This is a genomic window from Tabrizicola sp. BL-A-41-H6 (assembly GCF_050632395.1).
Lineage (GTDB): Bacteria > Pseudomonadota > Alphaproteobacteria > Rhodobacterales > Rhodobacteraceae > JAUYQR01.
Genome location: NZ_CP192600.1, coordinates 2,549,451 through 2,575,718, shown reverse-complemented (window position 1 = coordinate 2,575,718; position 26,268 = coordinate 2,549,451). Strand labels below are relative to the sequence as shown.

Here is a 26,268-nt window from a genome sequence, read left to right as displayed (position 1 = left end):
CATCACCAAACGTTTGTCAGAATCGAAAGACTACCGCCAACGCGCCCCCTGTGTCGGTCATCCCGGCGCGGTTTCCGAAATTGTCGGAATGCGCGACGGACAGTTTCATCTCCAACCCGTCGGCAAGTGCGGTTTGGTAGCTAATACCAAGGTCGATCTGTCGGCTTTCCGGTGCGAAATTCAGCTCCACTGGTTCGAATCCGGCAGCAGCGGCCTTGCGGTAGACCGGCAGATCAACCACCGTGCCGCCAGATGCGATCGCAATAGGCATTCCAACCCCAACACTCAATCTATCCCCGGTCTGGAACAGGTTGCTGCGCCCAGCCGTCAGCGACAGGCTGTCGAACCGTGCGGTTCCGGCATCGCCCAGAGCGGTAGATCCGCCAAGATCGGTCATCCCTACTTCACCGGCCAAGGCTAGGAACGCCGACCCGCCCAGATCCTGCGTCAGACCCAGCGAAACCGATGCCATCAAGGCGCCGCTGTCTCCGTCCAGGCTCATCCGCTCGCCGTCGTCACGCGCAAGCTTCATTCCAAGCTCTAACTTCAACGGGCCATCGGACATCACTCGTGTAACCTGCACGCCGGCAGTTTTGCCACCACCCGAAGACATCAGAAGTGCGGCCGATGTGCTACCGTCAGGCGCGCGGAAGCTCGCAGTAGTCCCGCCGAGCGACGAAAAAGGATTGTCCAGCGCGCTGACCTCTGCCGTCCGTTCCACTCCCAGATTGCTGGACAAGCTGCGCGACAGAATCGAGGCAACCTGCGAGGCGGGGCGCGCTGCAGCGGTCAGAGCTGTGCCGGGCATGACGAAGCCTCCAGCAAGAGCATCCTTTACTCGGAGATCGGTCGACGCTAGTGAAACCTCCAATGCATCGCCCAGACCCGTTCCGCTTGCAAGCACTGGTGCGTTGGTCGACACCGTGTTGCCGTTGGCAAGCGTCATCATGGTCCCACCAATCGGACGCAGGGCTGCTTCAATGTCCAGGAAGCCATGCCCGAATTCAAATGAATATCCCTTGTTGAATCCGGTGGCGAGTTCAACGAAGGCATTCGGGGTAAAGAAGTCGTCTTCGGCCGACGCCAGCAACCGAACCCGAAGCTCATGTGGGGTCAAATCTGGAAATGCCTGCTCCAAAAGCGCCAGCGCGCCCGAGATTTGTGGCGCAGCGAACGACGAACCTGTCACGAGAGGCTCGCCTGGCTGAAGCTGAAGCGTGGGATCCGGGACCGTCCACGCCCCATCGGCAACTAGGCACCAGCGAGCCGACTGCAGACAGGCAGATGACACCAGCTTTACTGACGAGATTTCGTCGCCATCAAAGGTGGGAACCCCGTTTACTGCGGCAATCCAGCCAGCTTCCAGTTCCGGCAACAGATACGGCAGGCCCTCCATCAGCGTCGAACTTGTCCGGTTGTCTTCGTTGGCGGCCGCGAACACTACGACACCGTAGGAGGAATAGTCTTTGAGTGCCTCAAGATAGTTTTGAGAACCGATACTGCCGGTGAAGGCTGCGTCGAAGTCATTCTGGTTCAACCCGAGGTCCGGGTATCCCCATGAATTGTTCCACGCGACAGCGCCTAGCGCCAGCGCCTGGTTGCCCACGTCGGCGAGCTTCTGGTCAGTCTCGTATGTGCCAAACAGCAGCGTCGCATCCGGGGCCGTTCCGATGAAGTCGGCTGATTGGCCCAATGCGACGGCGGAAACGATTGTCCCGTGTCCGACAAGCGCACCGGGGTCCACAGGCAGTTCTCTGTTATTTTCCACCAATACGTTCGTACCCGCAAACTCGGCATAGCCCGGCAGGAATTCATCATCCGACACGGCAATGATGGACCCGTTGCCGCGCAAGCCAGCTGCATGGGCAAATGCTGCCCCAGAAGACTTAAGCGGGTAGCTGTTTAACCCTGTTAGTTCTTCACCGCTTGAAAGCTCAAGACCCCAGTTCTGCGTGTATTGCGCTAGATATGGCGCAGACGCCAACAGCGCAGCGGTATCCGCCACAACATTTGGAAAATTGCTGAAGTCAAATCCTGCCAACAGCACAGCGATATCGACCGGACCCGGCGCAGGGAAGGGTGACAGAAGCCCGTCACCTGCGAAGTTTTCCTCCGCGCCACCACACCCGGCCAATACGGCAATCGCTGACAATGATGCATAAAGCGCGCCTTTGCGGCGCAATTTGATGAAAATGGACACAGGCAGACCCCCTAATACCGATTCGCTTCCATAGGCTAGCAAGGATCGGCAAAAAACTGCCCACGTGAATCACATTTTTTGTGGAAACAATCTGCTTCCGCACATGCGCTTTCTAAGCGCGCTGCCGGGGGCAGGGTCCCCGTTATTGCCGTTGAAACCCCAGCCGCCTTCAGCTAAGCAACCGGCAGGCACCCGTAGCTCAGCTGGATAGAGCGCTGCCCTCCGAAGGCAGAGGCCACACGTTCGAATCGTGTCGGGTGCACCATCTTTTCCGCCATCAGCACTTCTGAATGTTGCCCCAAGGTCGCGCTTTGGGTGCGCAGTCAGTTTCAGCGTTTCGGCGCAGGTTTGACGCCTCCGGCCTTGTTGACGATGCCGGCCCTCCACAAGTCCGAAATATCGCAGTCCTATGGAGTGTAGGCGCGGGCTTTGTGTGACGACAGTTTGCATCTTGCATTTCAGTAAAAGATGCAGATATATGAATAACTCTATAACGGAGGTCCACATGAGGCTCGCTTTGATCGCATTGCCTTGGCTTATCCTTTTAGCCCAGGAAGTTAGCAGTGAAACTCTTAGCCTCTCGCCAACCACTACGACAGAGTGGAAGGCAGTCTATGGAAGAATCGAAGCGCGTGATCGTGTGCCGGCCCGCGTGCGGATCGGAGGCACCGTGGTCGAACTCACGGTCACCGAAGGTGACGTGGTCCGCGAAGGTGAACTGATCGCCACCGTGATCGACGACAAGCTCACCTTCCAGCTCACTGCGCTGGAGGCGCGGAAAGGGGCGCAGGCGGCACAGCTGGCCAATGCCGAGACCGAGCTTGCCCGCGGCGAGCAGCTATTGAAGCAGGGTGTCAGCACGGTACAGCGGCTTGACGGGCTGCGGACGCAGGTCGAGGTGCTGAAGGGCCAGATCGCATCTGTCGAAGCCGAGATGGAACTGATCCGCCAAACCCAGAACGAAGGCCGTGTTCTGGCACCGGCCGGGGGCCGGGTGCTTGACGTTCCGGTGTCGACGGGGGCGGTTGTCATGCCGGGCGAGCCTGTGGCGCTGATCAGCGTCGGTGGCACCTTCCTGCGCCTAGCGGTGCCGGAGCGTCATGCCGCCATGCTGCAGGAAGGTGCCGCAATCCGCGTCGAAGGCGTGGAAGGTGTCCAGGAAGGGCGCCTGATCAAGGTCTACCCGCTGATCGAAAACGGCCGCGTCATTGCCGATGTGGAGGTGCAGGGCGCCCCCGACCGCTTTGTCGATGCGCGCGTACTTGTGCGCCTGCCCATGCAAGAGCGTGAAGCCCTGTTCGTTCCGGTCAGCGCCCTTATTTCCCGTGGCGGTCTGGATTTCGTTCAGGTGGAAACCGACGCTGGCCCGACGTTGCGCACTGTCGTGCCGGGCCAGCGGAGCGAAACGGACCAAGGCGAAGTGATCGAGATCCTGACCGGCCTTGCCACGGGCGACCGTGTCGTCACCGACCCCAAAACGGGCGCCAGTCATGAGTAAGTTCAAGCCCGGCCCACTTGGCCTTGCCGGTGCGCTGACCCGCGTGTTCATCGCGTCGTCGCTGACGCCCCTGTTCATCGTGGCAGCACTCGCCGCCGGTCTGGTCGCCTTGGGCGCGCTTCCGCGCGAGGAAGAGCCGCAGATTTCCGTCCCGATGGTCGACATCCATGTTCAGGCCCAGGGGCTGAAGGCCGAGGACGCGGTGAAACTCGTCACCGAACCGCTTGAGGTGATCGTCAAGGGCATCAACGATGTCGAACACGTCTATTCCAACACGCGCGACGATGCGGTGCTGGTCATGGCGCGGTTCAAGGTGGGCACCAGCGCCGAAGATGCGATCCTGCGGGTGCATGACAAGGTTCGCGCCAATCTTGACAGGATTCCCGTTGGCATCCCCGAACCCCTGATCGTCGGGCGAGGGATAGATGATGTGGCGATCCTGACCGTCACCCTGTCGGCCAAGCCGGGGCAAGAGGTGGCCGCGAACGACCTGACCCGCATCGCCCGTGCCCTTCAGGCCGAGGTCGCCAAGACCGAGGATGTCGGCCTGACCTATCTGGTCGGCGAGGCAACCGAGGCGATCCGCATCGCCCCCGATCCCGACCGCTTGGCGCTTTTTGGCGTTACGTTGCAACAGCTTGCCGAAAAGGTCGATCAGGCCAACCGCACGCTGAACACCGGAAAACTGCGGGACGCGGGCGAACAGGTGGATCTGGTCGCCGGTCAGACCCTCATCGCACCGTCCGAGGTTGCGAACCTGCTTCTCACCACCCGCGACGGGCGTCCCGTCTATGTTGCCGATGTCGCCGATGTGTCCTTCGTTCCCGATACCTCGGACCATATTGTTTCGCATCTGACCAAATCCGACACCGGGGAAGTGCAGCGCAGCCCTGCGGTCACCCTGGCGGTGGCCAAGCGTGCTGGGGCCAATGCCGTTGTCGTGGCCGAAGCGGCGTTGCACCGCATCGAAAGCCTGCATGGCAGTATCCTTCCTGACAGCGTGGCGCTGACCGTCACCCGCAACTACGGCGAGACGGCGAACGAAAAGGCCAACGAACTGTTGTTCCACCTTGGCCTCGCGACCGTGTCGATCATCGCGCTGGTGCTGGTGGCAATCGGCTGGCGCGAAGCCATCGTGGTGGCAGTGGTCATTCCGGTGACGATCCTGCTGACGCTCTTTGCCGCATGGATCATGGGCTATACGCTGAACCGGGTCAGCCTCTTTGCCCTGATCTTCTCTATCGGCATCCTTGTCGATGACGCCATCGTGGTGATTGAAAACATCGCCCGGCACTGGGCGATGCGCGATGGCCGCGACCGCACCCGCGCCGCCGTCGACGCCGTGGCCGAGGTCGGCAACCCGACCATCGTGGCCACGCTGACGGTGGTGGCGGCGCTGCTGCCGATGCTGTTCGTGTTGGGTCTGATGGGCCCGTACATGTCGCCCATTCCGGCCAACGCCAGCGCTGCGATGATCTTTTCGTTCTTTGTCGCCGTCGTGATCACCCCTTGGCTGATGGTGAAGGTCGCGGGGAAATCGGACATGGCTGCCCATTCCCACGACGACACGATGGGTGGCCACGACCTCGCGCACGGCGGTTTCATGGAACGCGCCTATCAGGCTGTGGCGCGGCCGCTTCTGGCAAGCAACGGGCGCAGTCTGGCGTTTCTTCTGCTGACCGCGCTGCTGTCCTTCGGCTCGCTCGGCCTGCTTTACACCAAGGACGTGACGGTCAAACTTCTTCCCTTCGACAACAAGTCCGAACTTTCGGTGATGGTCGATCTGCCCGAAGGCTCGTCGACCGAAGCGACCGACCGGGTGGTGCAGGACATCGCGGCAATCGTTCTGGCGCTTCCCGAGGTCACCTCGGTGCAGACCCACGCTGCAACGGCGGCTCCCTTCAACTTCAACGGTCTGGTGCGCCACAGCTACCTGCGGCAAGAACCGCACCTTGGTGAAGTGGCGATCAACCTAGCCCCAAAGGCAGACCGTGACCGGCCGAGCCACGCGATTGCGCTGGAAATCCGCGAACGGCTCAAGGCGGTTACTATGCCGGAAGGCACCTCGCTCAAGGTCGTCGAACCGCCTCCGGGCCCGCCGGTCATTGCCACGCTTCTGGCCGAAATTTACGGCCCCACACCCGAGGCCCGTCGTGACGCAGCCGCCAAGGTCGAGGCCGCGTTCCATTCTGTGCCGTTCATCGTCGACATCGACAACAGCTTTGGCAACCCGGCCCGGCGTTTGCGGGCAACAGTGTCCAGCGACGATCTCGAGTTTTTCGGGGTGCAAGAGCGTGACGTCTTCGACACCATCGCCCTGCTGAATGGTGGCCGCACCGTTGGCTATTCGCACCGGGGCGAGGGGCGCTATCCTATCCCGCTGGTGCTGCAACGGGCAAAGGGCGACCGCGTCCTTGACGAACGGTTCCTGACCACGCCGATCCCGGCCAACACGTTGCCAGGCGCGCGCGGCGTCGTGGAACTCGGCGATGTGGTCCAGATCACCGAAGAGCGCGCCTCGTTCCCGATCTTCCGCCACAACGGCCGCGCCGCAGAAATGGTGCAGGCCGAATTGGCGGGCGCCTTCGAGGCCCCGCTTTACGGGATGCTGGCCGTGGGCGATGCCCTGAAAGGCGTCGACGGCGCGCCTGAAATCCGCCTGAACGGCCAGCCCGAGGACGAGACGAAGACCACGCTTCTGTGGGACGGCGAATGGGAGGTGACCTGGGTTACTTTCCGCGACATGGGCGCCGCCTTCGGCGTGGCGCTTTTGGGCATCTACATCCTTGTCGTGGCGCAGTTCGGGTCGTTCAAACTGCCGCTGGTCATCCTGACGCCGATCCCGCTTACGTTCCTTGGCATCATGGCGGGCCACTGGCTCTTTGCCGCACCATTCTCCGCGACCTCGATGATCGGCTTCATCGCGCTGGCCGGCATCATCGTCCGCAACTCCATCCTCCTTGTGGATTTCATCCGCATGGAAGGCACCGTCACCGTCGAAAGCCTGATCCGCGCCGGCACGATCCGCTTCAAGCCGATCTTCCTGACGGCGGTGGCTGCGATAATCGGCGCGGTGGTCATTCTTGCTGACCCGATCTTTCAGGGTCTGGCGATCTCGCTTCTCTTCGGGCTGATGACATCGACCCTGCTGACGGTCCTTGTCATCCCCGCCATCTACCGGGTGTTCCGCACCTGATGAAAACGAAGGCCCCGGCCCCGCGGGGGGCCGGATCGGTTCAACCCTGTGCGCTGGAGGAACGAATGGCACATGTAGTCGTATTGGGAGCGGGTCTCGGCGGGGCCATCATGGCCTACGAATTGAAAGACCAGCTTCGCCCTGAAGACCGGATTACCGTGGTGACAAAGGACCCGAAGTACCACTTCGTGCCGTCAAACCCCTGGATCGCGGTCGGCTGGCGTGAGCGGGAGGACATCACCGTCGATCTTAGGCCGACCATGGCGAAAAAGGGGATCGGCTTCATTCCCGTTGCCGCAGAACGCCTGCACCCTGAGGATAACCGCATCCAGCTCGTCAACGGCGAAAGCGTCGCCTACGACTATCTCGTGATCGCCACCGGCCCGGAACTGGCGTTCGACGAAATCGAGGGTCTCGGCCCTCATGGCGGCCATACCCAGTCGGTCTGCCATATCGACCACGCCGAACAGGCGCGCGTCGCGTTCGATGCACTGGTCCGCAACCCCGGCCCAGTCATCATCGGCGCGGCGCAAGGGGCAAGCTGCTTTGGCCCGGCCTACGAGTTTCTCCTGATCCTCGAAACCGCGCTGCGCCGCGCCAAGGTGCGCGACCGCGTGCCGATGACCTTTGTCACCCCCGAACCCTACATCGGACACCTCGGCCTTGATGGGGTCGGCGACACCAAGGGGCTTCTCGAATCCGAGATGCGCGGCAAGCACATCAAGTGGATGACCTCGACCCGGGTGAAACGCGTCGAAGCCGGCAAGATGTTCGTCGAAGAAATCGCCGACGACGGCAGCGTAAAGGCCGAAAAGGAACTGCCCTTCGCGTTCTCGATGATGCTGCCCGCTTTTCGCGGCATCAAGGCTGTCTCCGGCATCGAGGGCCTCAGCAACCCGCGCGGCTTCACCCTCGTCGACACTCACCAGCAGAACCCGAAATACCGCAACATATTTGCCGTGGGCGTCTGTGTGGCGATCCCTCCGATGGGACCGACGCCGGTGCCCTGCGGCGTGCCGAAGACCGGCTTCATGATCGAGTCGATGGTGACCGCCACCGCCCACAACATCGGTAACCTCGTCCACGGCAAGGCGCCCGACCGCGTGGGCACATGGAACGCCGTCTGCCTCGCGGACTTCGGCGATGGGGGTGTCGCTTTCGTGGCCCAACCGCAGATTCCACCGCGCAACGTGAACTGGTCCTCGTCGGGCAAGTGGGTCCACATGGCCAAGATCGGCTTCGAGAAATACTTCATCCGCAAGCTGAGGAAGGGCGTGTCCGAACCCTTCTACGAAACCCTCGCCCTGAAAACGCTGGGGATCGACAAGCTGAAGGAAACCACCACGGGCTGATGCCCGCCGAAAACGCGGGGACGGGCGCGCAAGGTGCCCGTCTCGACCTCATCCCTGAAAGGAGACTGCAATGACCCTAGACCGCTCCGTAATGCTCTTCGCCGGCTGCATGGTTCTGCTCAGCGTGCTGCTGACAGCCTTCGTCTCGCCGCTCTTTGTCTGGTTCACCGTGTTCATCGGCCTGAACCTGATCCAGTCGTCGTTCACCGGGGTCTGTCCGGCTGCGATGGCGTTCAAGGCGCTCGGCGTGAAGTCCGGTTGCGCGTTCAACTGATCCGCCATGACCGACAGCTTCGCTCCTGACGATCCGGAAGCCGCCGAACGGGCCGTGGCGCTGTTGAAGTCGTTGTCCCATGTCGGCAGGCTGCGAATACTTTGCAGCCTGCTTGACCGGGACATGACAGTTGGCGAGTTGTCCGCCGCATTGCACGAACCGCAAGCCAGCGTTTCACAGCAACTGATGCGGTTGCGCGCGGAAGGTCTGATCCGCTCCACCCGGCACGGCAGACACGTGACGAACAGGCTGGGACGCGCTGACATCATTCCCATTATCGCGACCCTGCGAACCGCGTTTTGCGCTGTTCCCACAAAGCCGAAAACCCCGTCGTGATAGTGCAATTCAGCGCGCTTCAGGCCTCATGCAAAGCGCAATCCGCCCACTAAAGGCTTTCGCCGCCGTCCACCACCAGCGCATGGCCGGTCATGAAACCGGACTGGTCCGAGGCCAGATAGACGATGCTGGCGGCGATTTCCTCGACCGAAGCCCATCGCCCCATCGGAACCGACCCCGCCACATAGCTTTCCAAGGCCGCTCGCCCGCCCATCTGCTGTTCGAACCCGTTGTTGAAGGCAGTATCGACAAAGCCCGGACAGAGCGCATTGCAGCGGATGTTATCAGCGGCATAATCGACCGCGATCTGGCGTGTCATTGCGACTACCGCGTGTTTGGTGGTGCAATAGGCGATCATCCCCCGGTCATACTGCACGCCCGAATTTGACGCGGTGATGATGATCGACCCTTTGCGCTGCCGCTGCATGTGGGGCACGGCTGCGCGGGCGGCCACGAAATGCGCCCGCACGTTCAGCCGCCATGAGGCGTCCATGCCGTCAAGCGACACTTCGGTCAGCCGCCCCGGCACCTGGATGCCGGCGTGGGAATGCAGGATATCCAGCCGCCCCCGGCCTGCCACACGGTCGATCAAGGCGGTCACGGCGGCATCATCGCCCGCGTCCAGCGCCATGGCCTCGGCCCAGCCCCCCGCCGCCGCGATCTCGCGCGCAACCGTTGCCGCGCGGTCCCCGTCCAGATCGGTGACGATCACATGCGCCCCCTCGCGCGCCAGCGCCAGAGCGCCCGCTCGTCCGATGCCCGACCCAGCGCCTGTCAGAAAGGCCACCCGTCCGTCCAGCAGCATCATTGCGCCCCTGTCTTGATGCCGCGCCGCAAGGTGAGCTGTGCCACGACCAGCAACACCAGTGAAACCGCCAACACCATCGTGCCGATGGCGTTGATCTCGGGCGTCACACCACGGCGGATCGACGAGAACACATAGATCGGCAGAGTAGTTTCAGACCCGGCCACGAAGAAGGCGATGATGAAATCGTCGAAGCTGAAGGTGAAACTCAGCAGAAACCCCGCAAGGATGCCCGGAAAGATCAGCGGCAGCGTAACCTGCCGGAACGTGGCGAAAGGTGGTGCGTAAAGATCGGCCGAGGCTTCCATCAGGCTGCGGTCCATGCCCGCAAGGCGCGCGCGCAGGATGATGATGACCAGCGACATGGAGAACAACGCATGCGCCGCGATCAACGATCCGTAGCCCATCGCCAGTTGCGGGGCCTGCCCTTCCGGGGCAAGCAGCGCCAGAACGGGGTTTATCCAGCCAAAAAGGGTCACCAGCGCGATCAGCGTGGCGATGCCGATGACGATGCCCGGCACCATCACCGCGACATAGATCAGTGCATCGGCCACCATCCGCACCCGGCCCTTCATGCCCTGCAGCGCAAGCGCGGCCATCGTGCCGAACACGCTTGCGATCAGCGCCGACGACAACGCGACGATGAAGCTGGTCCACAGCGCCTCGGTCACAAACGGGTTGGACAGAGCCTTGCCATACCACTGGACGGAAAATCCAGTGAACTGGCTGGCGTGGCGGCCCGCGTTGAAGCTGAAGATCGCGATGACCGCGATCGGCAGGTACAGAAACAGATAGACCGCAAGGGCATATAGGCGCATCCGGGGTTCCCTTACATCAAGGCCACATCGTCGCGCACGCCACCCAGGCGGCGCATCAGCCACATGTAAAGTGACACGGTGACCAGCATGATCACCACCAGTGTCACGGCGACCGCCGCGCCAAAGGCCCAGTTGCGCGACTGCAAGAACAGATCGACCAGCGCATTGCCGATGAAGAACACCTTGCCGCCACCCAGCATGGCCGGGATCAGGAACTCGCCCATCAGCAGGATGAAGACCAGCATGCAGCCCGTCGCCACACCGGGCAGCGACAGGGGCAGCGTGATCTGCATAAAACTGCGCAGGGGGGGCGCGCCAAGATCGGCCGCCGCCTCCAGCAGGCGCTTGTCCAGCCGCTCAAGGCTGACATAGACCGGCAGCACCATCAGCGGCAGATAGCCGTAGACGATGCCGGTCAGGACCGCGAAGGGCGTGTTGATCAGCCGCACAGGCCCAAAGCCCAGCCATTCGATCACCGCTGGCAGGCCCTGTCCGCCGAGGATGAAGATCCACGCATAGCTGCGGATCAGGATCGAGGTCCAGAACGGCACGATGACCAGAATGAGCAGCAGCGTGCGCCATTTCGGATCGGCCCGCATGGCCAGAAAATAGGCAAGTGGGTAGGCGATCAGCAGCGCCAAAAGCGTACCAAGGGGCGCCAGCATCAGCGTGTTCAGGAACGCCGTCCCGCGCGAGGGCAGGTTGGCGTATTGCGCGAAGGTGAAGGCGGGAACGTAGCCGCCCGCCGCCTCCCGTTCGCCAAAGCTGAACACCACGACAAAACACAGCGGCAGCACCAGCATAACTGCAAACCATAGCCCCGCCGGGGCCAGAAGCAGCCATGTTGAAAGCCGCCGCTGCATTGCTCAGGCCGCCTTGAAGCGGGCCATCAACTCGGCCCGGTTCGGATCGGTCAGGGTCGCGGCCGCGCCGAACTCCAGCGCCGAAAGAAGATCGGCGGCAGGATAGAGGATCGGGTCGTTCAGGATTTCCTTCGGCAGGATGGCGTTCACCCGGGCATCGGCCACCGGATAGCCGTGGAACAGGACTTCCTTGGCGTTGACATCGGGGGTCAGCAGGAAATTGATCAGCGCGTAAGCCGCGTCACGATGCGGCGCCCCCTTGGGAATGGCGTAGAAGTCTGACCACAACTCGCCGCCTTCCTTGCCAAGGACATAGACGATTTCCGGCATGTCGCGGTTCATCTGCTTGGCGTCGCCCGTCCAGCAGATCGTCATCCACGCATCGCCCGACCGCATCGAGGGCTGGTAGTCAGAGCTGATCGCAAAAAGATGCGGTTTTGCGGCCAACAGCAACTCCTCGGCCTTGGCCAGTTCGGCAGGGTCGATCGAGTTGAACGAATAGCCGAAGTATTTCAGCGCGTTGCCGATGGTAGTCAACTGATAGTCATGCACCATCGTGCGGCCAGAGAAGGTGGTCTGGGTCAGATCCCAGAACTCCTTCCACGTCGTGGGCGTCGTGCCACCGGTCTGGTTGGTATTGACCGCAAAGCCTGTGGTGCCCCAGTTCTTCGGCACCGCATAGACCGTGCCGTTGACAGTGCCCGGTCCGGCAAAGCGCTGGTCAAAGCTGGCCGGGTCGTAATTCGGCAGCTTGGCCAGATCCAGCGGCTCGATCAGGTCCTGGTCGACATAGGTGGTGATCGTGTAGTTGGTCGGCACGAACACATCCCAGCCCGAACCACCGGCCTGCAGCTTGGCCAGCATTTCCTCGTTCGATCCGAAGACGTTCATCTGAACCGCAGCCCCGGTGGCCTCGGTGAAGCTGTCGAAGTTGGCCGGGTCGTGGTAGTTGGGCCACGAGGCCAGCACCACCCGGTCCCCGATGGATTGGGCGTGCGCAGCGCGGGGCATCAGGCCGGGCACCGCCGCGCCCAGAACCGCCGATGCCGCGCCAAGTCCGGTCACGCCAAGAAAATGCCGGCGCGACACCGAACCCTTCTGATACCGCCGCAACTCTTCCATGAACTTCTGACGCGAGATGTGGTCGATCTTGTCGGTCATTTCTGAAGTCTCCCGTTTTGGTTGGTTCTGTTCAATCTTGTGGTAGGATCAGCGCCGTCTCCGGTTTCCATGAAACGAAGGCCGCCGCACCGGGGTCAAAACCGCCCGCCGCCGCTTCGGCCTGTCGGGCGACCAGCACCAGAAGATCGCCCAAGGCCGCGTGGCGGACGAGGTATTCGGTGTGTTCGCCAAGGAAGATCCGGTTGATGACGGTGACTGGCTCGGCACCTGCTTGGACGGTATGGGCAAGGTCGATCTGCTCCGGCCGGATGCTGAGCGCCGCCTTCGCCCCTTTGGCAAGCACGCCGGATACCCGGCCTTCGAACCGGAAACCGGAGGCGGTTTCGATCTGGCCGCCGTGAGGCGACACCGCCGAGACGACGCCGTCGATGAAGTTTGATTTCCCCACGAAGTCCGCGACATAGCGATTGATTGGATGGTCATAAAGCGCCAGTGGCGATCCGGCCTGCACGATGCGCCCGCTGCGCATGATGCAGATACGGTCTGACATCGACAGCGCCTCTTCCTGGTCATGGGTAACAAGGACGAAGGTGATGCCAAGCTGGCGCTGCAGGGTCTGCAACTCGATCTGCATTTCGCGGCGCAGCTTGCGGTCAAGCGCCGCCAATGGCTCATCCAGAAGCAGGACCTTCGGTTCGTTCACGATTGCCCGCGCCAGTGCCACGCGCTGCTGCTGGCCGCCCGACATTTCCCAGATGCGGCGTGGACCAAACCCGGACAGGCGCACCATGTCCAGCGCACGGTCCACCTTGCGGGCGACATCCGCCCGATCCGGTCGCGGTCGGCGCTGAATCAACCCATAGGCGATGTTTTCGGCCACAGTCATATGCGGAAACAGCGCGTAGTGCTGAAACACCATGTTCACCGGGCGGCGGTATGCCGGCACGTCGGTGACACGCTCGCCGTCCAGAAACACATCGCCGGAGGTAGGGACTTCAAAGCCCGCCAGCATGCGAAGCGCCGTGGTCTTGCCGCAGCCCGACGGCCCCAGAAACGATAGGAACTCGCCCTTGCCGATGCCAAAACTCAGCGCGTCTGCCGCCAGCACCGCGCCATAGCGTTTGGTGGCCGCGCGAAACTCGGCGATCAGGGGGCGGTCGCCGGTCTGACCTTGTGCGCCCGTGTCGTTCTGGCTTTGCATGGGGTCGCGTCTATCCTATGAAACACGGCAAAGCGTAGGAGAACTCCATTTGGCTGTATATATCACAAATAGGGTAGTTCCGCCGATCAGGCCGCGCCGATGAGCGCGCCGATCTGGCCCTTGGTGGCTGCGGTCGTGGCCGGGCTGGACAGTCCCGCATTGCCACGTTCGCTGGCCGCGTTGCTGCGTCACGTGGCCCCGTTCAGCTATACTGTGATGTTCGCCTATCACGGTACTAACCCGCCGCTGGACGTCTACGACGACTTTCCGCCCAACAAGCGCAAGATCTTCGTCACTGATTATCAGGCGGGGCCGTATCTGCTGGACCCGTTCTTTCTAGCGGCCACGCAGCCCGTCGCAGCCGGCCTATACCGCCTTCGCGATCTGGCACCGGATCGGTTCTATCAGGGCGAATATTACCGCAATTACTATGCCCAGACCGGGCTTGCCGAAGAGATCGCCTATTTCGTCGATCTGCCGGGAGATGCCATTCTCGTCCTGTCCCTGATGCGGGCCGAAAAGCCGTTCAGCCAAAGGGAATACCTTGCCTTGCAGGCGCTTTTTCCCTTTGTGGCATCTGTCGCTGCGCGGCACTGGGCGGGCCTTTCGCTTCACTTTCGCAAGGATCAGGAGCCCAAGGCCGCAGGGCGGCAGCGGCGTGCCATTGCGCACGAACTTGGCCGTTTCGGTGACGGCATCCTTACCCCGCGCGAACGCGAGGTGGCCGAGTTCACCCTGCAAGGCCATTCGGCCGAGTCGACCGGGCAGATCCTTGGCATCGCGGCTGGCACCGTCCGCATTCACCGGCGCAATATCTATTCCAAGCTGAACATCAATTCGCAGGGTGAACTCTTCTCGCGGTTCCTCACCACGCTCGTTGACGCGTCCTGAGGCTGGATTTAACGCCGACCCGGCCTATCTGTCGCTTATGAAAGACGCCTCCGAAACCTCAGTTCTGTTCAACGCCAGTTGCCCGGTGTGCAACTTCGAAATCCGGCACTACGAACGCTACGCCGCAGCGAATGGCCTGCCGATCCGGTTTGATGACCTTAACTCGGATATGCTGGGGCGGTGGGGGCTGGATGCCGACACCGCCGCGCGGCGGCTTTACGTGCTTAAGGATGGCGCCCTGACCTCCGGGATACCGGCGTTTCTGGTGCTTTGGGCGGATATGCCGCGTTATCGCTGGCTGGCGCGGATCGTCGGGCTTCCAGGCGTCAGGCAGATCGCCTCGGCGGTCTATGACCGCGTGCTTGCCCCGGTGATCTACCACTGGCATTTGCGTCGTTTGCGCAGGCATACGGCAGCGGTGCAGGGCTGAGCGTCGGTTGCGCCATGCGGCTCCGCCGGACTGCGGCACGGAACTGCTTGATAACCTTCGCTTCAGCGTCAAATGATGCAACGATCCGAACGATTCCGGCCACAGGGGGTAAAGGCGTCAAGCGGTGGGTCGTCAGGCGTGTCCGAAGACGTCGATCACCATCTTGTTGCCTTGCCATTCAGGTGGCATGAGACAGGTTTGGATGACCCTGGGGAAACTGGGAAAGAAGCAGTCGAAACCTGAAGGCAGGCCAACCGCATGAGGCTAGTTCCGCAGCTTGGTATCGTGGCGCTGATCGCGCTGGTGGCGATCCCGCTTTCGGCCCGCTTTGTTCCCGGAACCCGGCCCTGGTTGGACCAGATCGGCTTGCTACAGCCGCTCGTGGCAGTTGGCATCGTTCCCGGCGCGCCAGTGGCCGACCAAGTCGGGCGACCGGGCGGGGCGTCGGGTGGCCCACCCGGTGCGGCCTCGGGCGGGGGCGGTGTGCCGGTCATTGCGGACGCCGTGCAGACCATGGCGCTGCGCGATGTGGTCTCGGCGATCGGGTCGGCGCGGGGTGTGCAATCGGTGGAACTTTCGTTCGAGATCACCGGGCGGCTTGCGGCGATCAGGGTGGCACCAGGCAGTCTGGTGGCGGCGGGCGACGTGATCGCCGAACTTGATTCCGAGGCAGCGGAACTGGAGGTTGAACGGGCGCGCCTTGTGATGGAGGATGCGCAGCGCACCGTCGACCGGTTGCAGCAACTGTCGCAGTCAGGCACCGCCACCGCACTGCAAAGCCAAGAGGCGGAACTGGCCCTGCGGACGGCGCAGCTTGGGCTGCAGTCGGCTGCGCGCGATCTGGCGAACCACCGGCTCGTGGCACCGGTCGCCGGCTATGTCGGCCTTGTCGCGCCGCAGGTTGGGGACCTTTTGTCGCCAACCACCCCGGTCACTCGGATCGAGGACCGGTCCAGCCTGATCGTGGAGTTCCGGGTGCCGGAACGGCTGGCGGCCTTGGTCGCCGTGGGCGATCCGGTGCAGGCAGCCGCAATCTCCACCGCCAACGAAGTGATCGAGGGCCGTATCGTGGCCGTCGACAACCGGGTCGACGAAGCCAGCCGCACGTTGCGCGTCGAGGCTTCGATCGGCAACGCCGATGACCGGCTGCGCGCCGGGATGGCTTTCCAGATCAATCTGGTGTTCACCGGACAGGACTATCCTGCCGTCGACCCGCTGGCGATCCAGTGGGGAGCGGAGGGTGCCTTCGTCTGGGTGGTGCGCGAAGCCAAGGCGACCCGCCTGCCGATCCGCATCCTGCAGCGCAATGCCGAGGCGGTGCTGGTCGATGCGGCGTTCAATCCCGCCGATCTGGTGGTGACCGAAGGTGTGCAGGCGCTGCGGCCGGGGGCCGATGTCAGCGTCACCGCACCGAGGAGCTGACCGATGCAGCGCACCCCCGCGGAACCTGCTGCTGATCCTGCCGCCTTGGGCAGTGGCACCGCACTGTTTATCCGCCGACCGATCCTTGCTTTCGTCCTGAACGCGCTGATCGTCATTGCCGGGCTTGCGGGGCTCTTGGGCGCGGATGTCCGCGAGTTGCCGGATGTGGACCGACCGGTGGTCTCGGTCTCGACCGCGTATCCCGGAGCGGCGCCTGAAACCATCGACCGCGAAGTGACCGCGGTGGTCGAGGGCGCGGTCAGCCGGATTGCCGGGGTGAAATCGATTTCCTCCTCGTCGCGGTTCGGGTCCAGCCGGGTAACCGTCGAATTCCGCGACGATGTCGAACTTGACGTGGCCGCCACCGATCTGCGCGATGCCGTGGCGCGGGTAACGAATGCACTTCCCGATGCCGCCGACGCGCCGCGCGTGGTCAAGTCCGATGCCGATTCCGATGCCATCTTGCGGATCGCCGTCACCTCGTCACGGCGCACGGCCGACGAATTGACCTCGCTGATACGCGACCTTGCCGAAAGCCGCCTGCTGTCGGCCCCCGGCGTGGCCGACCTGCAGATCTTTGGTGACCGGGAACTGGCGTTTCGGGTTGACGTGAACCTGATGCAGCTTGCCGCGCGGGGGCTGACACTGGCCGATCTGCGGGCCGTCTTGGGCGACGCGGCGTTCGACAGCCCCGCCGGCGCGCTCAGCTCGGACCGGCAAAGCTTGCAGGTCCGCACCACCGCCGCGATCCGCACCGTCGAAGAGATTGAGGCGCTCAGCATCGCAGGCAACGTCAGACTGGGTGACGTGGCGCAGGTGACGCTTGGGCCTGAACCGGGCGCCTCTGTGCTGCGGGCAAACGGCCAGACCGGCATCGGCCTCGGGATCATCCGACAGGCCAACGGTAACACGCTTGCGATCTCCAAGGCGGTGCGGCAGGTGGTCGCCGATCTGCAACCGCTCTTGCCCGATGACGTGCAGATGTATGTCACCTCGGATAGTGCTGATTTCATCGACGGCGCGATCCACGAGGTTGAACTTGCACTTGCCCTGTCGGTCCTGATCGTCACGGCGGTGATCTACATCTTCCTGCGGGACGCCCGCGCAACGCTGATCCCGGTCATCGCGATGCCAGTGGCGCTGATCGGCACGTTGGCGGCGATCTGGCTGGCCGGGTTTTCCATCAACATCATGACCTTGCTGGCACTCGTGCTGGCAACCGGCCTTGTCGTCGACGACGCGATCGTGGTCTTGGAAAACATCGTTCGGCGCAGGTCCGAAGGCATGGGCGCGCGCGCTGCGGCTGTGCTTGGCACCCGGCAGGTATTCTTTGCCGTCCTTTCCACCACCACCACGCTGGCGGCGGTGTTCATCCCGCTGTCGTTCCTGCCCGGGCAAACCGGCGGCCTGTTCCGCGAGTTCGGCTTCACGCTGGCGATTGCGGTCCTGTTGTCGTCCGTCACGGCCCTGACCTTGTGCCCGGTGCTGGCCGCGCGCCTGTTGAAGCCGCATGTCGAAAGCCGGGGCGTTATGACCTCGGTCGGTGAGGCGCTGGCGCGGGTCTATGGCAAAACACTGCGGCTCTGCCTAGCCGCGCCGGTGGTGTCGGTTGCGGTAGCGGTCCTGTTCGCGGCGCTCGCGGTGGCCAGCATGGCCTCGCTGCGCCAGGAATTGACCCCCAGTGAAGACCGCGCGGCAGTCCTGTTGTCGGTGCAGGCACCGCAAGGGGCATCGCTGGATTATACCGACGGCAAGATGCGCGAAATCGAGGCGCTGATCGAACCGCTGCGCGCGTCGGGCGAGGTGACGAGCGTCTTCGCCATCGCGGGAATGGGCGGGTCGGACAACCGGGGCTTCATCGTGGTGACGCTGGCAAACTGGGCCGACCGGACGCGCAGCCAGCAGGACATCGCGGACGAACTGAACGCCAAGCTGCGCGGCGTGATCGGGGTTCGGACCTTTGCCATTCAGCCGAACTCGCTGGGCATCCGCGGGGCGGGGCAGGGGCTTTCCGTCGCCCTGGTCGGTGACGATTATGGGCGCCTTGCCGACGTCGCGCGCACCCTTGTCGACCGGATGGAGAAAGACCCGCGCTTTGGTCAGGTGCGGCTTGGCTATGACACCACGCAACCACAGCTTTTTGTCGAGATCGACCGCAGCCGGGCCGAGGATCTCGGGGTTTCGATCGACGGCCTTGGCGAAGCCTTCCAGGCGGTGCTTGACGGCCGAACCGTCGGCACGCTCTTTCTGGATGACGACAGCTTCGACATCCGCCTCGTCTCCACCTCGGATCCGGTGAACGACCCCGGCGATCTGGAGCGAACCTTCGTCGCATCTCTCGACGGCAACATGGTGCCGGTGTCGTCCTTCGCAACGCTGACCGAGCGTGCGGTGGCACCCGAACTCGGTCGCGAGGCGCAGCGCCGGTCGGTTCCGATCAGCGCCGGGCTCACGCCAGATTTCGCCTTGGGCGATGCGTTGGCCGAATTGCAGGCCTTGTCGGACGGCGTTCTGGCCGAAGACATGCGCCTTGTTCCACTGGCCGAGGCGGCGACGCTGGGCGAAACCTCGTCGGGCTTGCTGGTCACGTTCGCAATTGCGCTGGCTGTGGTCTTTCTGGTGCTGGCGGCGCAGTTCGAAAGCTTCGTCTCCGCCGTGATCGTGATGGCGACGGTGCCACTGGGGCTGGCTTGCGCGATCTTCGCCCTCTTGCTGACCGGAGGCAGTCTGAACGTCTATTCGCAGATCGGGCTGGTGCTTCTGGTCGGTATCATGGCCAAGAACGGCATCCTGATCGTCGAATTTGCCGATCAACTGCGCGAGCGTGGCGCAACGGTCCGCGACGCGATCGAACAGGCCGCCACCGTCCGGTTGCGGCCGGTGATGATGACGATGGTCGCCACAGTGCTCGGAGGGTTGCCTCTGGTTCTCGCGCAAGGGGCCGGTGCCGAGGCGCGCGAAGTGCTGGGCTGGATTATCGTCGGCGGCCTCGGCCTTGCCACTTTGGCCACGCTCTACATCACGCCCGTCGCCTACCTTCTGCTGGCCGGTTTCGCGCGGCCAAGGGCGGCCGAGACGGAGCTTCTGCACGCTGAACTTCGGGGTGCTGCCGTGCGTGACCATCCCGCCGAATAGCGCAACATGACCGTTGCGAAGACCCTGTCGCCGCGACATACCTTGCCGCAGCCAAGGAGTGTGCAATGAGCGCGAACCTGTTCGACATCCTCTCCCGCTCGATCACCGACGCTGCCGCCACCGCGATCGAAACTCTGGCGGGCGACCGCATCACCTACGCCGATCTGGTGGTCCGGACCGGCCAGATGGCCAACGCGCTGGTTGGCTTGGGCGTGAAGCCCGGCGACCGCGTTGCCGTGCAGGTCGAAAAGTCGGTCGAGGCAATCATCCTCTACCTCGCCACCGTCCGCGCGGGCGCGGTGTTCCTGCCGTTGAACACCGCCTACACCGTGGCCGAGGTGGCTTACTTCATCGGTGATGCCGAACCCGCGCTTTTTGTCTGCGATCCCGCCCGCGTCGCCGATTTCGCCGCGATCGCAGATAAGACCGGCGCCCGCCTAGTGACACTGGATGCCAATGGCAAAGGCAGCCTGTCGGATGCGGCGGTGACCGCCCGCCCTGACTTCGCCACCGTACCCCGCAACGCAGACGATCTGGCAGCACTTCTATACACGTCCGGCACCACGGGCCGATCCAAAGGCGCGATGCTGACGCATGGCAATCTGGTGTCGAACGCCCTGACCCTGTGCGAGGCATGGCGCTTTAACAAAGCCGACGTGCTGATCCACGCCTTGCCGATATTTCACACCCACGGCCTCTTCGTGGCAACTAATGTCACGCTGCTTTCCGGCGCGTCCATGGTCCTGCTGCCAAAGTTCGACGCTGGCCTTATCCTTGACCTCATGGCGCGGGCCACCGTGCTGATGGGCGTGCCAACCTACTATGTCCGGCTCCTTGAGTCCGCCCGGCTCGATTCTGCAGCAACAGCGCGGATGCGGCTATTCATATCAGGTTCAGCCCCGCTTCTGGCCGAAACGCACAGGGAATGGCAGGCCCGCACCGGTCAGGCAATTCTTGAACGCTACGGCATGACCGAAACCAACATGAACACCTCGAACCCCTATGAAGGCGACAGGGTGGCGGGCACCGTGGGCCTGCCCCTGCCAGGAACCGAGGTGATCGTGACCGACCCCGACAATGGCGCCCCCCTTGCACAAGGCGAGATCGGCATGATCGAGGTGCGCGGTCCCAACGTCTTCAAGGGCTATTGGCGGATGCCGGAAAAGACTGCCGCGGAACTGCGCGCGAACGGTTTCTTCATCACCGGCGATCTGGGGCGGATCGACGACAATGGCTACGTCCACATCGTCGGGCGGGCCAAGGATCTGATCATCACCGGCGGCTACAACGTCTACCCCAAAGAGGTGGAGGCCGAGATCGACGATATCGCCGGGGTGCTGGAATCCGCCGTCATTGGCTTGCCGCACAAGGACTTTGGCGAAGCCGTGACCGCAATCGTTGTGCCCAGCGGGCAGCCCGTACTGACCGAAGCCGATATCGTCGTGGCGATTGAAGGGCGGCTGGCACGGTTCAAGCGGCCAAGTCGGGTGATCTTTGTCGACGAACTGCCGCGCAATACCATGGGCAAGGTGCAAAAAAACGTGCTGCGGGATCGGTTCGCAGGCAGCGTGTGATCCTGCTCTGAGGGCGCAGGATTTCTGCCGCCCTGCGCAGGCCAGAGCGGCGAGGCCCGCCCCGACGATGGCGATGTGCAAAGGTGTCATGCCCGCCGCCGAAATGCGCAAGCGGCGCCAACCGCAGGCCGGACATCCGTCAGGCTGTGCGCTTGGGAACGGACCGCCGGAAAAATAGCCGGTTCGATTGCCGCGCCAGCGGTGGTGCCCATTGTCCGTCTGATGCCATCCTCGCAGGTGCCTGCGCTGCCGCGGCGTCAGTAAAGTCCCGCCACCCGGCCGCGCAGCGCGACCAGCGCAAGGACGGTGTCGACCGTGGGGGTCGGCGTGCCGGTGATGCGGCCCAGTTCCTGTACCGACCCCACCAGCGCGTCGATTTCCATCGGACGCCCCGCGTCAAGGTCTTGCAGCATCGACGTGCGATGCGCGCCGACCGCAGCGCCGCCGTCGATTCGGCGTTCGACGTCGATCGGGAAGCTGACGCCCAGCTTTTCGGCAATCACCTGCGCCTCGATCATCATGCGCCGCGCCACGTCACGCGTGCCGGGATCGGTGCACAGCACGTCCAGCGTGGCATGGGTCAGCGCCGAGATCGGGTTGAACGACAGGTTGCCCCACAGCTTGACCCAGATCTCATCGCGTAGGCGTGGCCGCACCGGGGCCTTCAACCCGGCCGCCTGTAGCGCCTGCGACAGTGCCACCGCCCGGTCGGATTTCGACCCGTCGGGCTCGCCCAGCGAAAACCGGTTGCCCTCGATATGGCGGATGGTGCCGGGTTCGCTGACCTCGGCCGCCGGGTAGACCACGCAGCCAAGCACGCGGTCGGGGCCGAACCCGTCCCACTGCACATTGCCCGGATCGACACTGTGCAGCCGGGTGCCCTCCAAGGGACCGCCGATCTTGTGGAAATACCACCACGGCACGCCGTTCACGCCGCTGACGATGGTCGTCTCGGGCCCGATCAGCGGCTGCATCCTGCCCACCATCGGCGGCACGGAATGGGCCTTCAGCGTGACGATCACATAATCCTGCGGCCCAAGGTCCGCCGCCTCGGCGCTGGCGCGCACCTGCACCGTGACAGGCTCGGCGCCCTCTTCCAGCAGGGTCAGGCCCTTTGCCTGCATCGCCGCCAGATGCGGGCCGCGCGCCACGATGCTGACATCCGCCCCGGCCTGCACCAGCTTGGCCGCCATGTAACCACCGATCGCGCCCGCGCCAAAGATACAGATCTTCATGTCCGGTTCCCTCTGCCCGGCTCAGGCCGGTTGGCCAAGCCCAAGCTTCTCGGCCAGCCCGATGCGCTGCAACTTGCCCGTGGCCCCCTTCGGGATCTCGTCCAGGATCACCACCCGGCGCGGCACCTTGAAATCCGCCATGCGTGCGGCGCAGAAATCGCGGATCTCGCGTTCCGTCGCACTCTGGCCTTCGCGCAGCACCACCGCCGCAGCGACTTCTTCGCCCAGCTTGGGGTGCGGCATTGCAAAGGCCACCACCTGCTGCACGGCAGGGTGATCCAGAAGCACGCCGTCCACCTCCAGCGGGCTGATCTTTTCGCCGCCCCGGTTGATGATCTCCTTCAGCCGCCCCGTCAGGCGCAGATAGCCTTCCTCGTCCAAGGCACCCTGATCGCCAGTGCGGAACCAGCGCAGACCGTCGGCTTCGAAAAAGTTCTTCGCGTTGGCGTCGGGGTTGCCCTCATAGCCGGGCGTCACGTTCGGGCCGGAAATCACCACTTCGCCGGTGCCGTCGATCAGCCGGTTCTCCACCTCATGCGCGATGCGCAGCAGGGGGCCGGCCGCCACACCCACCGACCCCGGCTTTTGCGCGCGGGGCGGCAGCGGGTTGCAGGCCATCTGGTGCGTCGCCTCGGTCATGCCGTAGGCTTCGATCACCGGGGCCTTGAAGGTGTCGGCCAGTTCCAGCATCACCTGCGCCGGCAGCGACGCCGAAGAGGACCGCAAGAAGCGCAGAGGATGCGCGTCGATCACGTCGCGGTTGCGGGCCGCGCGCGACAGGATCGCCTGATGCATCGTCGGCACGGCGGTATACCATGTCGGCTCGGCCTCTTTCATCCAGCCAAAGAATTTGAGGGCATCAAACCCCGGCGCACACCAGACCGATCCGCCCGCCGCCAGCGATGCGGTGACTGCCGCAATCAGCCCGTGGATGTGGAAAAGCGGCATCACGTTCAGGCAGCGGTCGGCAGGCGTCAGCGCCAAGGAGGTGCCGATGTTGCCTGCCGATGCCGCAAGGTTCGATTGCAACAGAGGCACGATCTTGGGCCGCGACGTCGTGCCCGAGGTGTGCAGGATCAGTGCCGTCGCGTTCGGCCCGGGCTTGCCCGCTGGCGCAGGCATTGCCGCAGGGGTGCCGCTCAGGCGGAACTGCCCGGCGGGTTCCGCCGGATCGCTGTGCAGCCGCAGGATCGCCATTCCCAGCGGTGCCGCCGCCGCAAGCGCCGGCCCGTCATAACCATCAGGCACTACAATGGCCTTGGCCCGCAGGTCCTGCAGGTAAAAACTGAACTCGTTTTCCTGATAGGCCGGGTTCAGCGGCGCGGTCACTGCCGCCTGCGCGATTGCGACGAAAGCGGTGGCCATTTCCGGCCCGTTTGGCAGCACGATCGCCACCCGGTCCGCAGCCCCGATCCCGAAGCTGCGCAAGGCGGCCTCGACCTCGGCCGACAGGGTCCGCAATGCGCCATAGCTCAGCCACGCGCGCCCCGGCGCTCCGATGGCGTTCGAGCCGGCGTCCTTTTCGGCAAGCAGGGCGGAAACTGTGGCTGTCATGGCAGTCTTTCTTTCAGGGCAGGATCTGGCCGCACCGCAGACCTAGCGCGACGCCGCGTAATAGGAAACCTTGCGCTCAAGATAAGCGAGGAATTCCGAAAGCGCGAAGGCAAGTCCGAAAAGCACGATCAGCACCGCCCAGAACTCCGCCATCAGGAACTTGCTGGAATAAAGCTCGAACAGCGCACCAAACCCGACGATCGAGATCAGCAGCTGGCCGATGATCACCCCCTTCACCGCCCGGATCACGCCGATCCTGACGCCGCCAAGGATTTCCGGCAGTGCCGCCCAGAAATAGACCTTCACGAAGGCGTCCATTGGCGAAGCACCAAAGCTGCGCGCCATTTCCACCAGCGACCGGTTGATCTGCCTGACCCCGGCGCGGGCATTCAGGATGATGATCCAGATCGCGAACAGCGCCGTCGTGATGATCACCGTCTTGGTGCCGAACCCGAACAGCACCATCAGCACCGGCACCAGCGCGGTCAGCGGCGCCGACAGAAAGATGTTGACCCAAGGCAGCAGCAGTTCGTCAAGAATGCGGTTCTTGCCCATCAGGATGCCCACCGGAATGCCGATGACGATGGCAAAGAACACGCCCGCAAGAAACGCATAGCCGGTCACGAAAAGCGCATTCAGGAACGCCGGCGTCGGGATCAGCCCGACCAGCGTGACCACCACTTCGGAAAAGGGCGGGATGAAGAAGGTCAGGCCTGCGCGGCCGATCACCTCCCACAGCAGCGCCCACAGGATCAGCGACGATAGCGCGGGCAGCTTGCGTCCATAAACATACATGCCGCCCTCACTCCACGTAGCTGCGCAGCGAAGCCCAGATACGGTCGACGATGTCGAGGTATTCGGGGTCGCGGCGGATGTTGTCAACGCTCTTGTCGCGGAAACTGGAGGGGCGGATAATTTCCGACACGCGGCTTGGGCGCGGCAGCAAGATCGCGATCTGGTCGGATACGTAGACCGCTTCCTCGATCGAATGGGTCACGAAGATGAAGGTCTTTTTCTCGTTCTTCACCAGTTCCAGCAGGTCTTCCTGAAACTTGCGCCGGGTCTGTTCGTCCACGGCGGAAAACGGCTCGTCCAGCAGCAGCACCTGCGCGTTCACCGACAAGGCCCGCGCAAGGCCCACCCGCTGGCGCATGCCCCCCGAAAGCTGGTGCGGGAACTTCTTCTCGAACCCCGCCAGACCCACCTCGCGGATATATTTCTCGGCAATCGCCTCACGCTCCGATTTCGCGACGCCGCGCAGCTCCAGCCCGAAAGCCACGTTGCGAATCACGCTGGCCCAAGGCAACAGCGCAAAGTCCTGAAACACGAAAGATCGGTCCGGGCCGGGCCCCGTCACCCGCTGGCCGTTGACCTCGATCTCGCCCGAGGTTGCCGGCAAGAGGCCCGCGATGATCTTCAGCAGTGTGGTCTTGCCGCAGCCCGACGGCCCCAGAAGCGATGTCAGTTCGCCACGCGGAAACTCCAGCGACAAATCCTTCAGCGCCTGAACGTCGCCATAGACCTTCGAGACGTTGCGGACGGAAACGGCGCTTTCGGTCACGGCCTGCCGTGTATCTGGCTTAATCGGCTGCATATCCACGGTTGTTCCCTTCAAAGAGGACGTTTTCAAGCTTCTCAAGCAGGTTCAGGAAGATCACTGCCAGAAGGATGATCGAAAAGATTGCTGCATACATGCTGGGGTAATCAGCGATCGAACGGCTGTAGGTGATGATGTCGCCAACCCCGGTCGGCGTGATCTTCAACTCGGACAGGATCGCCCCGATGAAACCCGCAGATACACCAAGCCGGAGGCCGGAGAAGATCACCGGCGACGCGGCCGGCAGGATGATCTTCAGCAGCACATCCCGATCTTGCGCAAGAAATGACGTCGCCATCTCTTTTAGCGAAGCGGGAGTGTTCCTGACCGCCGAGGCCGTGTTCAGCACGATCACCGGCATTGCCATGATGCAGACCACAAACACCTTCGACGTCAGCCCGATGCCGTAGACCATCACCAGAATGGGGATCAGCGCGGCAAGGGGGGCGGCCTGCATGACGATGAAGATCGGCGAAAACAGCCATTCGAACCCCTTGCTCAGCCCGATCCACAGGCCCAGCCCGATGCCGAACACGGCCGAGATCAGCACCCCGACCACCAAGGGTTGCAGGGTTTCGGCGTAAGCCACGAAGATCGACCCGTCGAAGGTCATCCGCGCCAGCGCGGCCATTGAATCGATGAAGGTCGGGAAGGCATAGCTGACGGGTATCCGCCCGCCAATCTCCCATGCCCCGAATACGATCAGGGCCGACAACAGCTTGAGCATGAGGGGACGGTGTCTGATCACGTCGCGTTCCGCCTTGA

21 protein-coding genes and 1 tRNA gene are annotated in these 26,268 nt (G+C 63.3%); 11 read left to right on the top strand and 11 right to left on the bottom strand.

Annotation, left to right across the window (positions count from 1 at the left end; all coding sequences use genetic code 11):
- Nucleotides 1-16 precede the first annotated feature (16 nt).
- Nucleotides 17-2,200 (bottom strand): S8 family peptidase, encoded by a 2,184-nt coding sequence (locus ACROUL_RS12580; protein WP_431299811.1) that lies wholly within the window; start codon nt 2,198-2,200, stop codon nt 17-19.
- Nucleotides 2,201-2,388: 188 nt separating this feature from the next.
- Here ACROUL_RS12580 and ACROUL_RS12575 point away from each other — a divergent pair.
- From ACROUL_RS12575 to ACROUL_RS12550, 6 genes are all read left to right on the top strand, one after another.
- Nucleotides 2,389-2,465, top strand: a tRNA-Arg gene (locus ACROUL_RS12575).
- 240 nt (nt 2,466-2,705) lie between these two features.
- Nucleotides 2,706-3,698, top strand: coding sequence for an efflux RND transporter periplasmic adaptor subunit (locus ACROUL_RS12570; protein WP_431299810.1), 993 nt, complete (start codon nt 2,706-2,708; stop codon nt 3,696-3,698).
- Nucleotides 3,691-6,894, top strand: coding sequence for an efflux RND transporter permease subunit (locus ACROUL_RS12565; RefSeq protein ID WP_431299809.1), 3,204 nt, complete (start codon nt 3,691-3,693; stop codon nt 6,892-6,894). The genes ACROUL_RS12570 and ACROUL_RS12565 overlap by 8 nt, the downstream gene beginning before the upstream one ends.
- Before the next feature lie 65 nt (nt 6,895-6,959).
- Entirely contained in the window at nt 6,960-8,246 is a 1,287-nt protein-coding gene (locus tag ACROUL_RS12560; protein WP_431299808.1) for an NAD(P)/FAD-dependent oxidoreductase, read from the top strand.
- Between the two features lie 70 nt (nt 8,247-8,316).
- Nucleotides 8,317-8,520, top strand: a complete 204-nt coding sequence (locus tag ACROUL_RS12555) for a YgaP family membrane protein (RefSeq protein ID WP_431299807.1) — start codon at nt 8,317-8,319, stop codon at nt 8,518-8,520.
- 6 nt (nt 8,521-8,526) lie between these two features.
- Nucleotides 8,527-8,856, top strand: coding sequence for an ArsR/SmtB family transcription factor (locus tag ACROUL_RS12550; protein ID WP_431299806.1), 330 nt, complete (start codon nt 8,527-8,529; stop codon nt 8,854-8,856).
- Nucleotides 8,857-8,905: 49 nt separating this feature from the next.
- Here the strand turns inward: ACROUL_RS12550 and ACROUL_RS12545 are convergent, their stop codons facing one another.
- From ACROUL_RS12545 to ACROUL_RS12525, 5 genes are read right to left on the bottom strand one after another with little or no spacing between them, the layout of a single operon-like run.
- Nucleotides 8,906-9,661 (bottom strand): SDR family NAD(P)-dependent oxidoreductase, encoded by a 756-nt coding sequence (locus ACROUL_RS12545; RefSeq protein WP_431301307.1) that lies wholly within the window; start codon nt 9,659-9,661, stop codon nt 8,906-8,908.
- Nucleotides 9,661-10,479, bottom strand: a complete 819-nt coding sequence (locus tag ACROUL_RS12540; protein WP_431299805.1) for an ABC transporter permease — start codon at nt 10,477-10,479, stop codon at nt 9,661-9,663. The genes ACROUL_RS12545 and ACROUL_RS12540 overlap by 1 nt, the downstream gene beginning before the upstream one ends.
- Before the next feature lie 11 nt (nt 10,480-10,490).
- Nucleotides 10,491-11,342, bottom strand: a complete 852-nt coding sequence (locus ACROUL_RS12535) for an ABC transporter permease (RefSeq protein ID WP_431299804.1) — start codon at nt 11,340-11,342, stop codon at nt 10,491-10,493.
- A 3-nt stretch (nt 11,343-11,345) separates the two neighbouring features.
- Nucleotides 11,346-12,503 carry an ABC transporter substrate-binding protein gene (locus ACROUL_RS12530; RefSeq protein WP_431299803.1) on the bottom strand — a complete coding sequence of 386 codons (1,158 nt, stop codon included), beginning with the start codon at nt 12,501-12,503 and terminating at the stop codon, nt 11,346-11,348.
- A 31-nt stretch (nt 12,504-12,534) separates the two neighbouring features.
- Nucleotides 12,535-13,665, bottom strand: coding sequence for an ABC transporter ATP-binding protein (locus tag ACROUL_RS12525; RefSeq protein WP_431299802.1), 1,131 nt, complete (start codon nt 13,663-13,665; stop codon nt 12,535-12,537).
- Nucleotides 13,666-13,764: 99 nt separating this feature from the next.
- Between ACROUL_RS12525 and ACROUL_RS12520 the strand changes: the two genes are divergently transcribed.
- The 5 genes from ACROUL_RS12520 (at nt 13,765) to ACROUL_RS12500 (ending at nt 21,117) form a co-directional block, all read left to right on the top strand.
- The gene (locus tag ACROUL_RS12520) at nt 13,765-14,556 is read left to right on the top strand and encodes a helix-turn-helix transcriptional regulator (protein WP_431299801.1); all 792 of its coding nucleotides are present in this window, start codon (nt 13,765-13,767) and stop codon (nt 14,554-14,556) included.
- A gap of 37 nt (nt 14,557-14,593) precedes the next feature.
- The gene (locus ACROUL_RS12515) at nt 14,594-14,986 is read left to right on the top strand and encodes a thiol-disulfide oxidoreductase DCC family protein (protein ID WP_431301306.1); all 393 of its coding nucleotides are present in this window, start codon (nt 14,594-14,596) and stop codon (nt 14,984-14,986) included.
- 258 nt (nt 14,987-15,244) lie between these two features.
- Nucleotides 15,245-16,408, top strand: a complete 1,164-nt coding sequence (locus tag ACROUL_RS12510) for an efflux RND transporter periplasmic adaptor subunit (protein WP_431299800.1) — start codon at nt 15,245-15,247, stop codon at nt 16,406-16,408.
- 3 nt (nt 16,409-16,411) lie between these two features.
- A complete protein-coding gene (locus tag ACROUL_RS12505) occupies nt 16,412-19,543 on the top strand; it encodes an efflux RND transporter permease subunit (protein WP_431299799.1) in 3,132 nt (1,043 codons plus the stop codon).
- Nucleotides 19,544-19,608: 65 nt separating this feature from the next.
- Nucleotides 19,609-21,117 carry a malonate--CoA ligase gene (locus ACROUL_RS12500; RefSeq protein ID WP_431299798.1) on the top strand — a complete coding sequence of 503 codons (1,509 nt, stop codon included), beginning with the start codon at nt 19,609-19,611 and terminating at the stop codon, nt 21,115-21,117.
- A 257-nt stretch (nt 21,118-21,374) separates the two neighbouring features.
- On the opposite strand, the gene ACROUL_RS12495 is transcribed toward ACROUL_RS12500, so the two are convergent.
- From ACROUL_RS12495 to ACROUL_RS12475, 5 genes are read right to left on the bottom strand one after another with little or no spacing between them, the layout of a single operon-like run.
- Nucleotides 21,375-22,352, bottom strand: a complete 978-nt coding sequence (locus ACROUL_RS12495) for a 2-dehydropantoate 2-reductase (RefSeq protein ID WP_431299797.1) — start codon at nt 22,350-22,352, stop codon at nt 21,375-21,377.
- A gap of 21 nt (nt 22,353-22,373) precedes the next feature.
- Complete coding sequence (locus ACROUL_RS12490; protein WP_431299796.1) at nt 22,374-23,906, bottom strand: acyl--CoA ligase; 1,533 nt, start codon at nt 23,904-23,906, stop codon at nt 22,374-22,376.
- A gap of 42 nt (nt 23,907-23,948) precedes the next feature.
- Nucleotides 23,949-24,701, bottom strand: a complete 753-nt coding sequence (locus ACROUL_RS12485; protein ID WP_431299795.1) for an ABC transporter permease — start codon at nt 24,699-24,701, stop codon at nt 23,949-23,951.
- Nucleotides 24,702-24,708: 7 nt separating this feature from the next.
- Nucleotides 24,709-25,500: an ABC transporter ATP-binding protein gene (locus tag ACROUL_RS12480; protein WP_431301305.1), complete on the bottom strand. Its 792-nt coding sequence runs from the start codon at nt 25,498-25,500 to the stop codon at nt 24,709-24,711.
- Nucleotides 25,487-26,251 carry an ABC transporter permease gene (locus tag ACROUL_RS12475; protein WP_431299794.1) on the bottom strand — a complete coding sequence of 255 codons (765 nt, stop codon included), beginning with the start codon at nt 26,249-26,251 and terminating at the stop codon, nt 25,487-25,489. The genes ACROUL_RS12480 and ACROUL_RS12475 overlap by 14 nt, the downstream gene beginning before the upstream one ends.
- Nucleotides 26,252-26,268 lie beyond the last annotated feature (17 nt).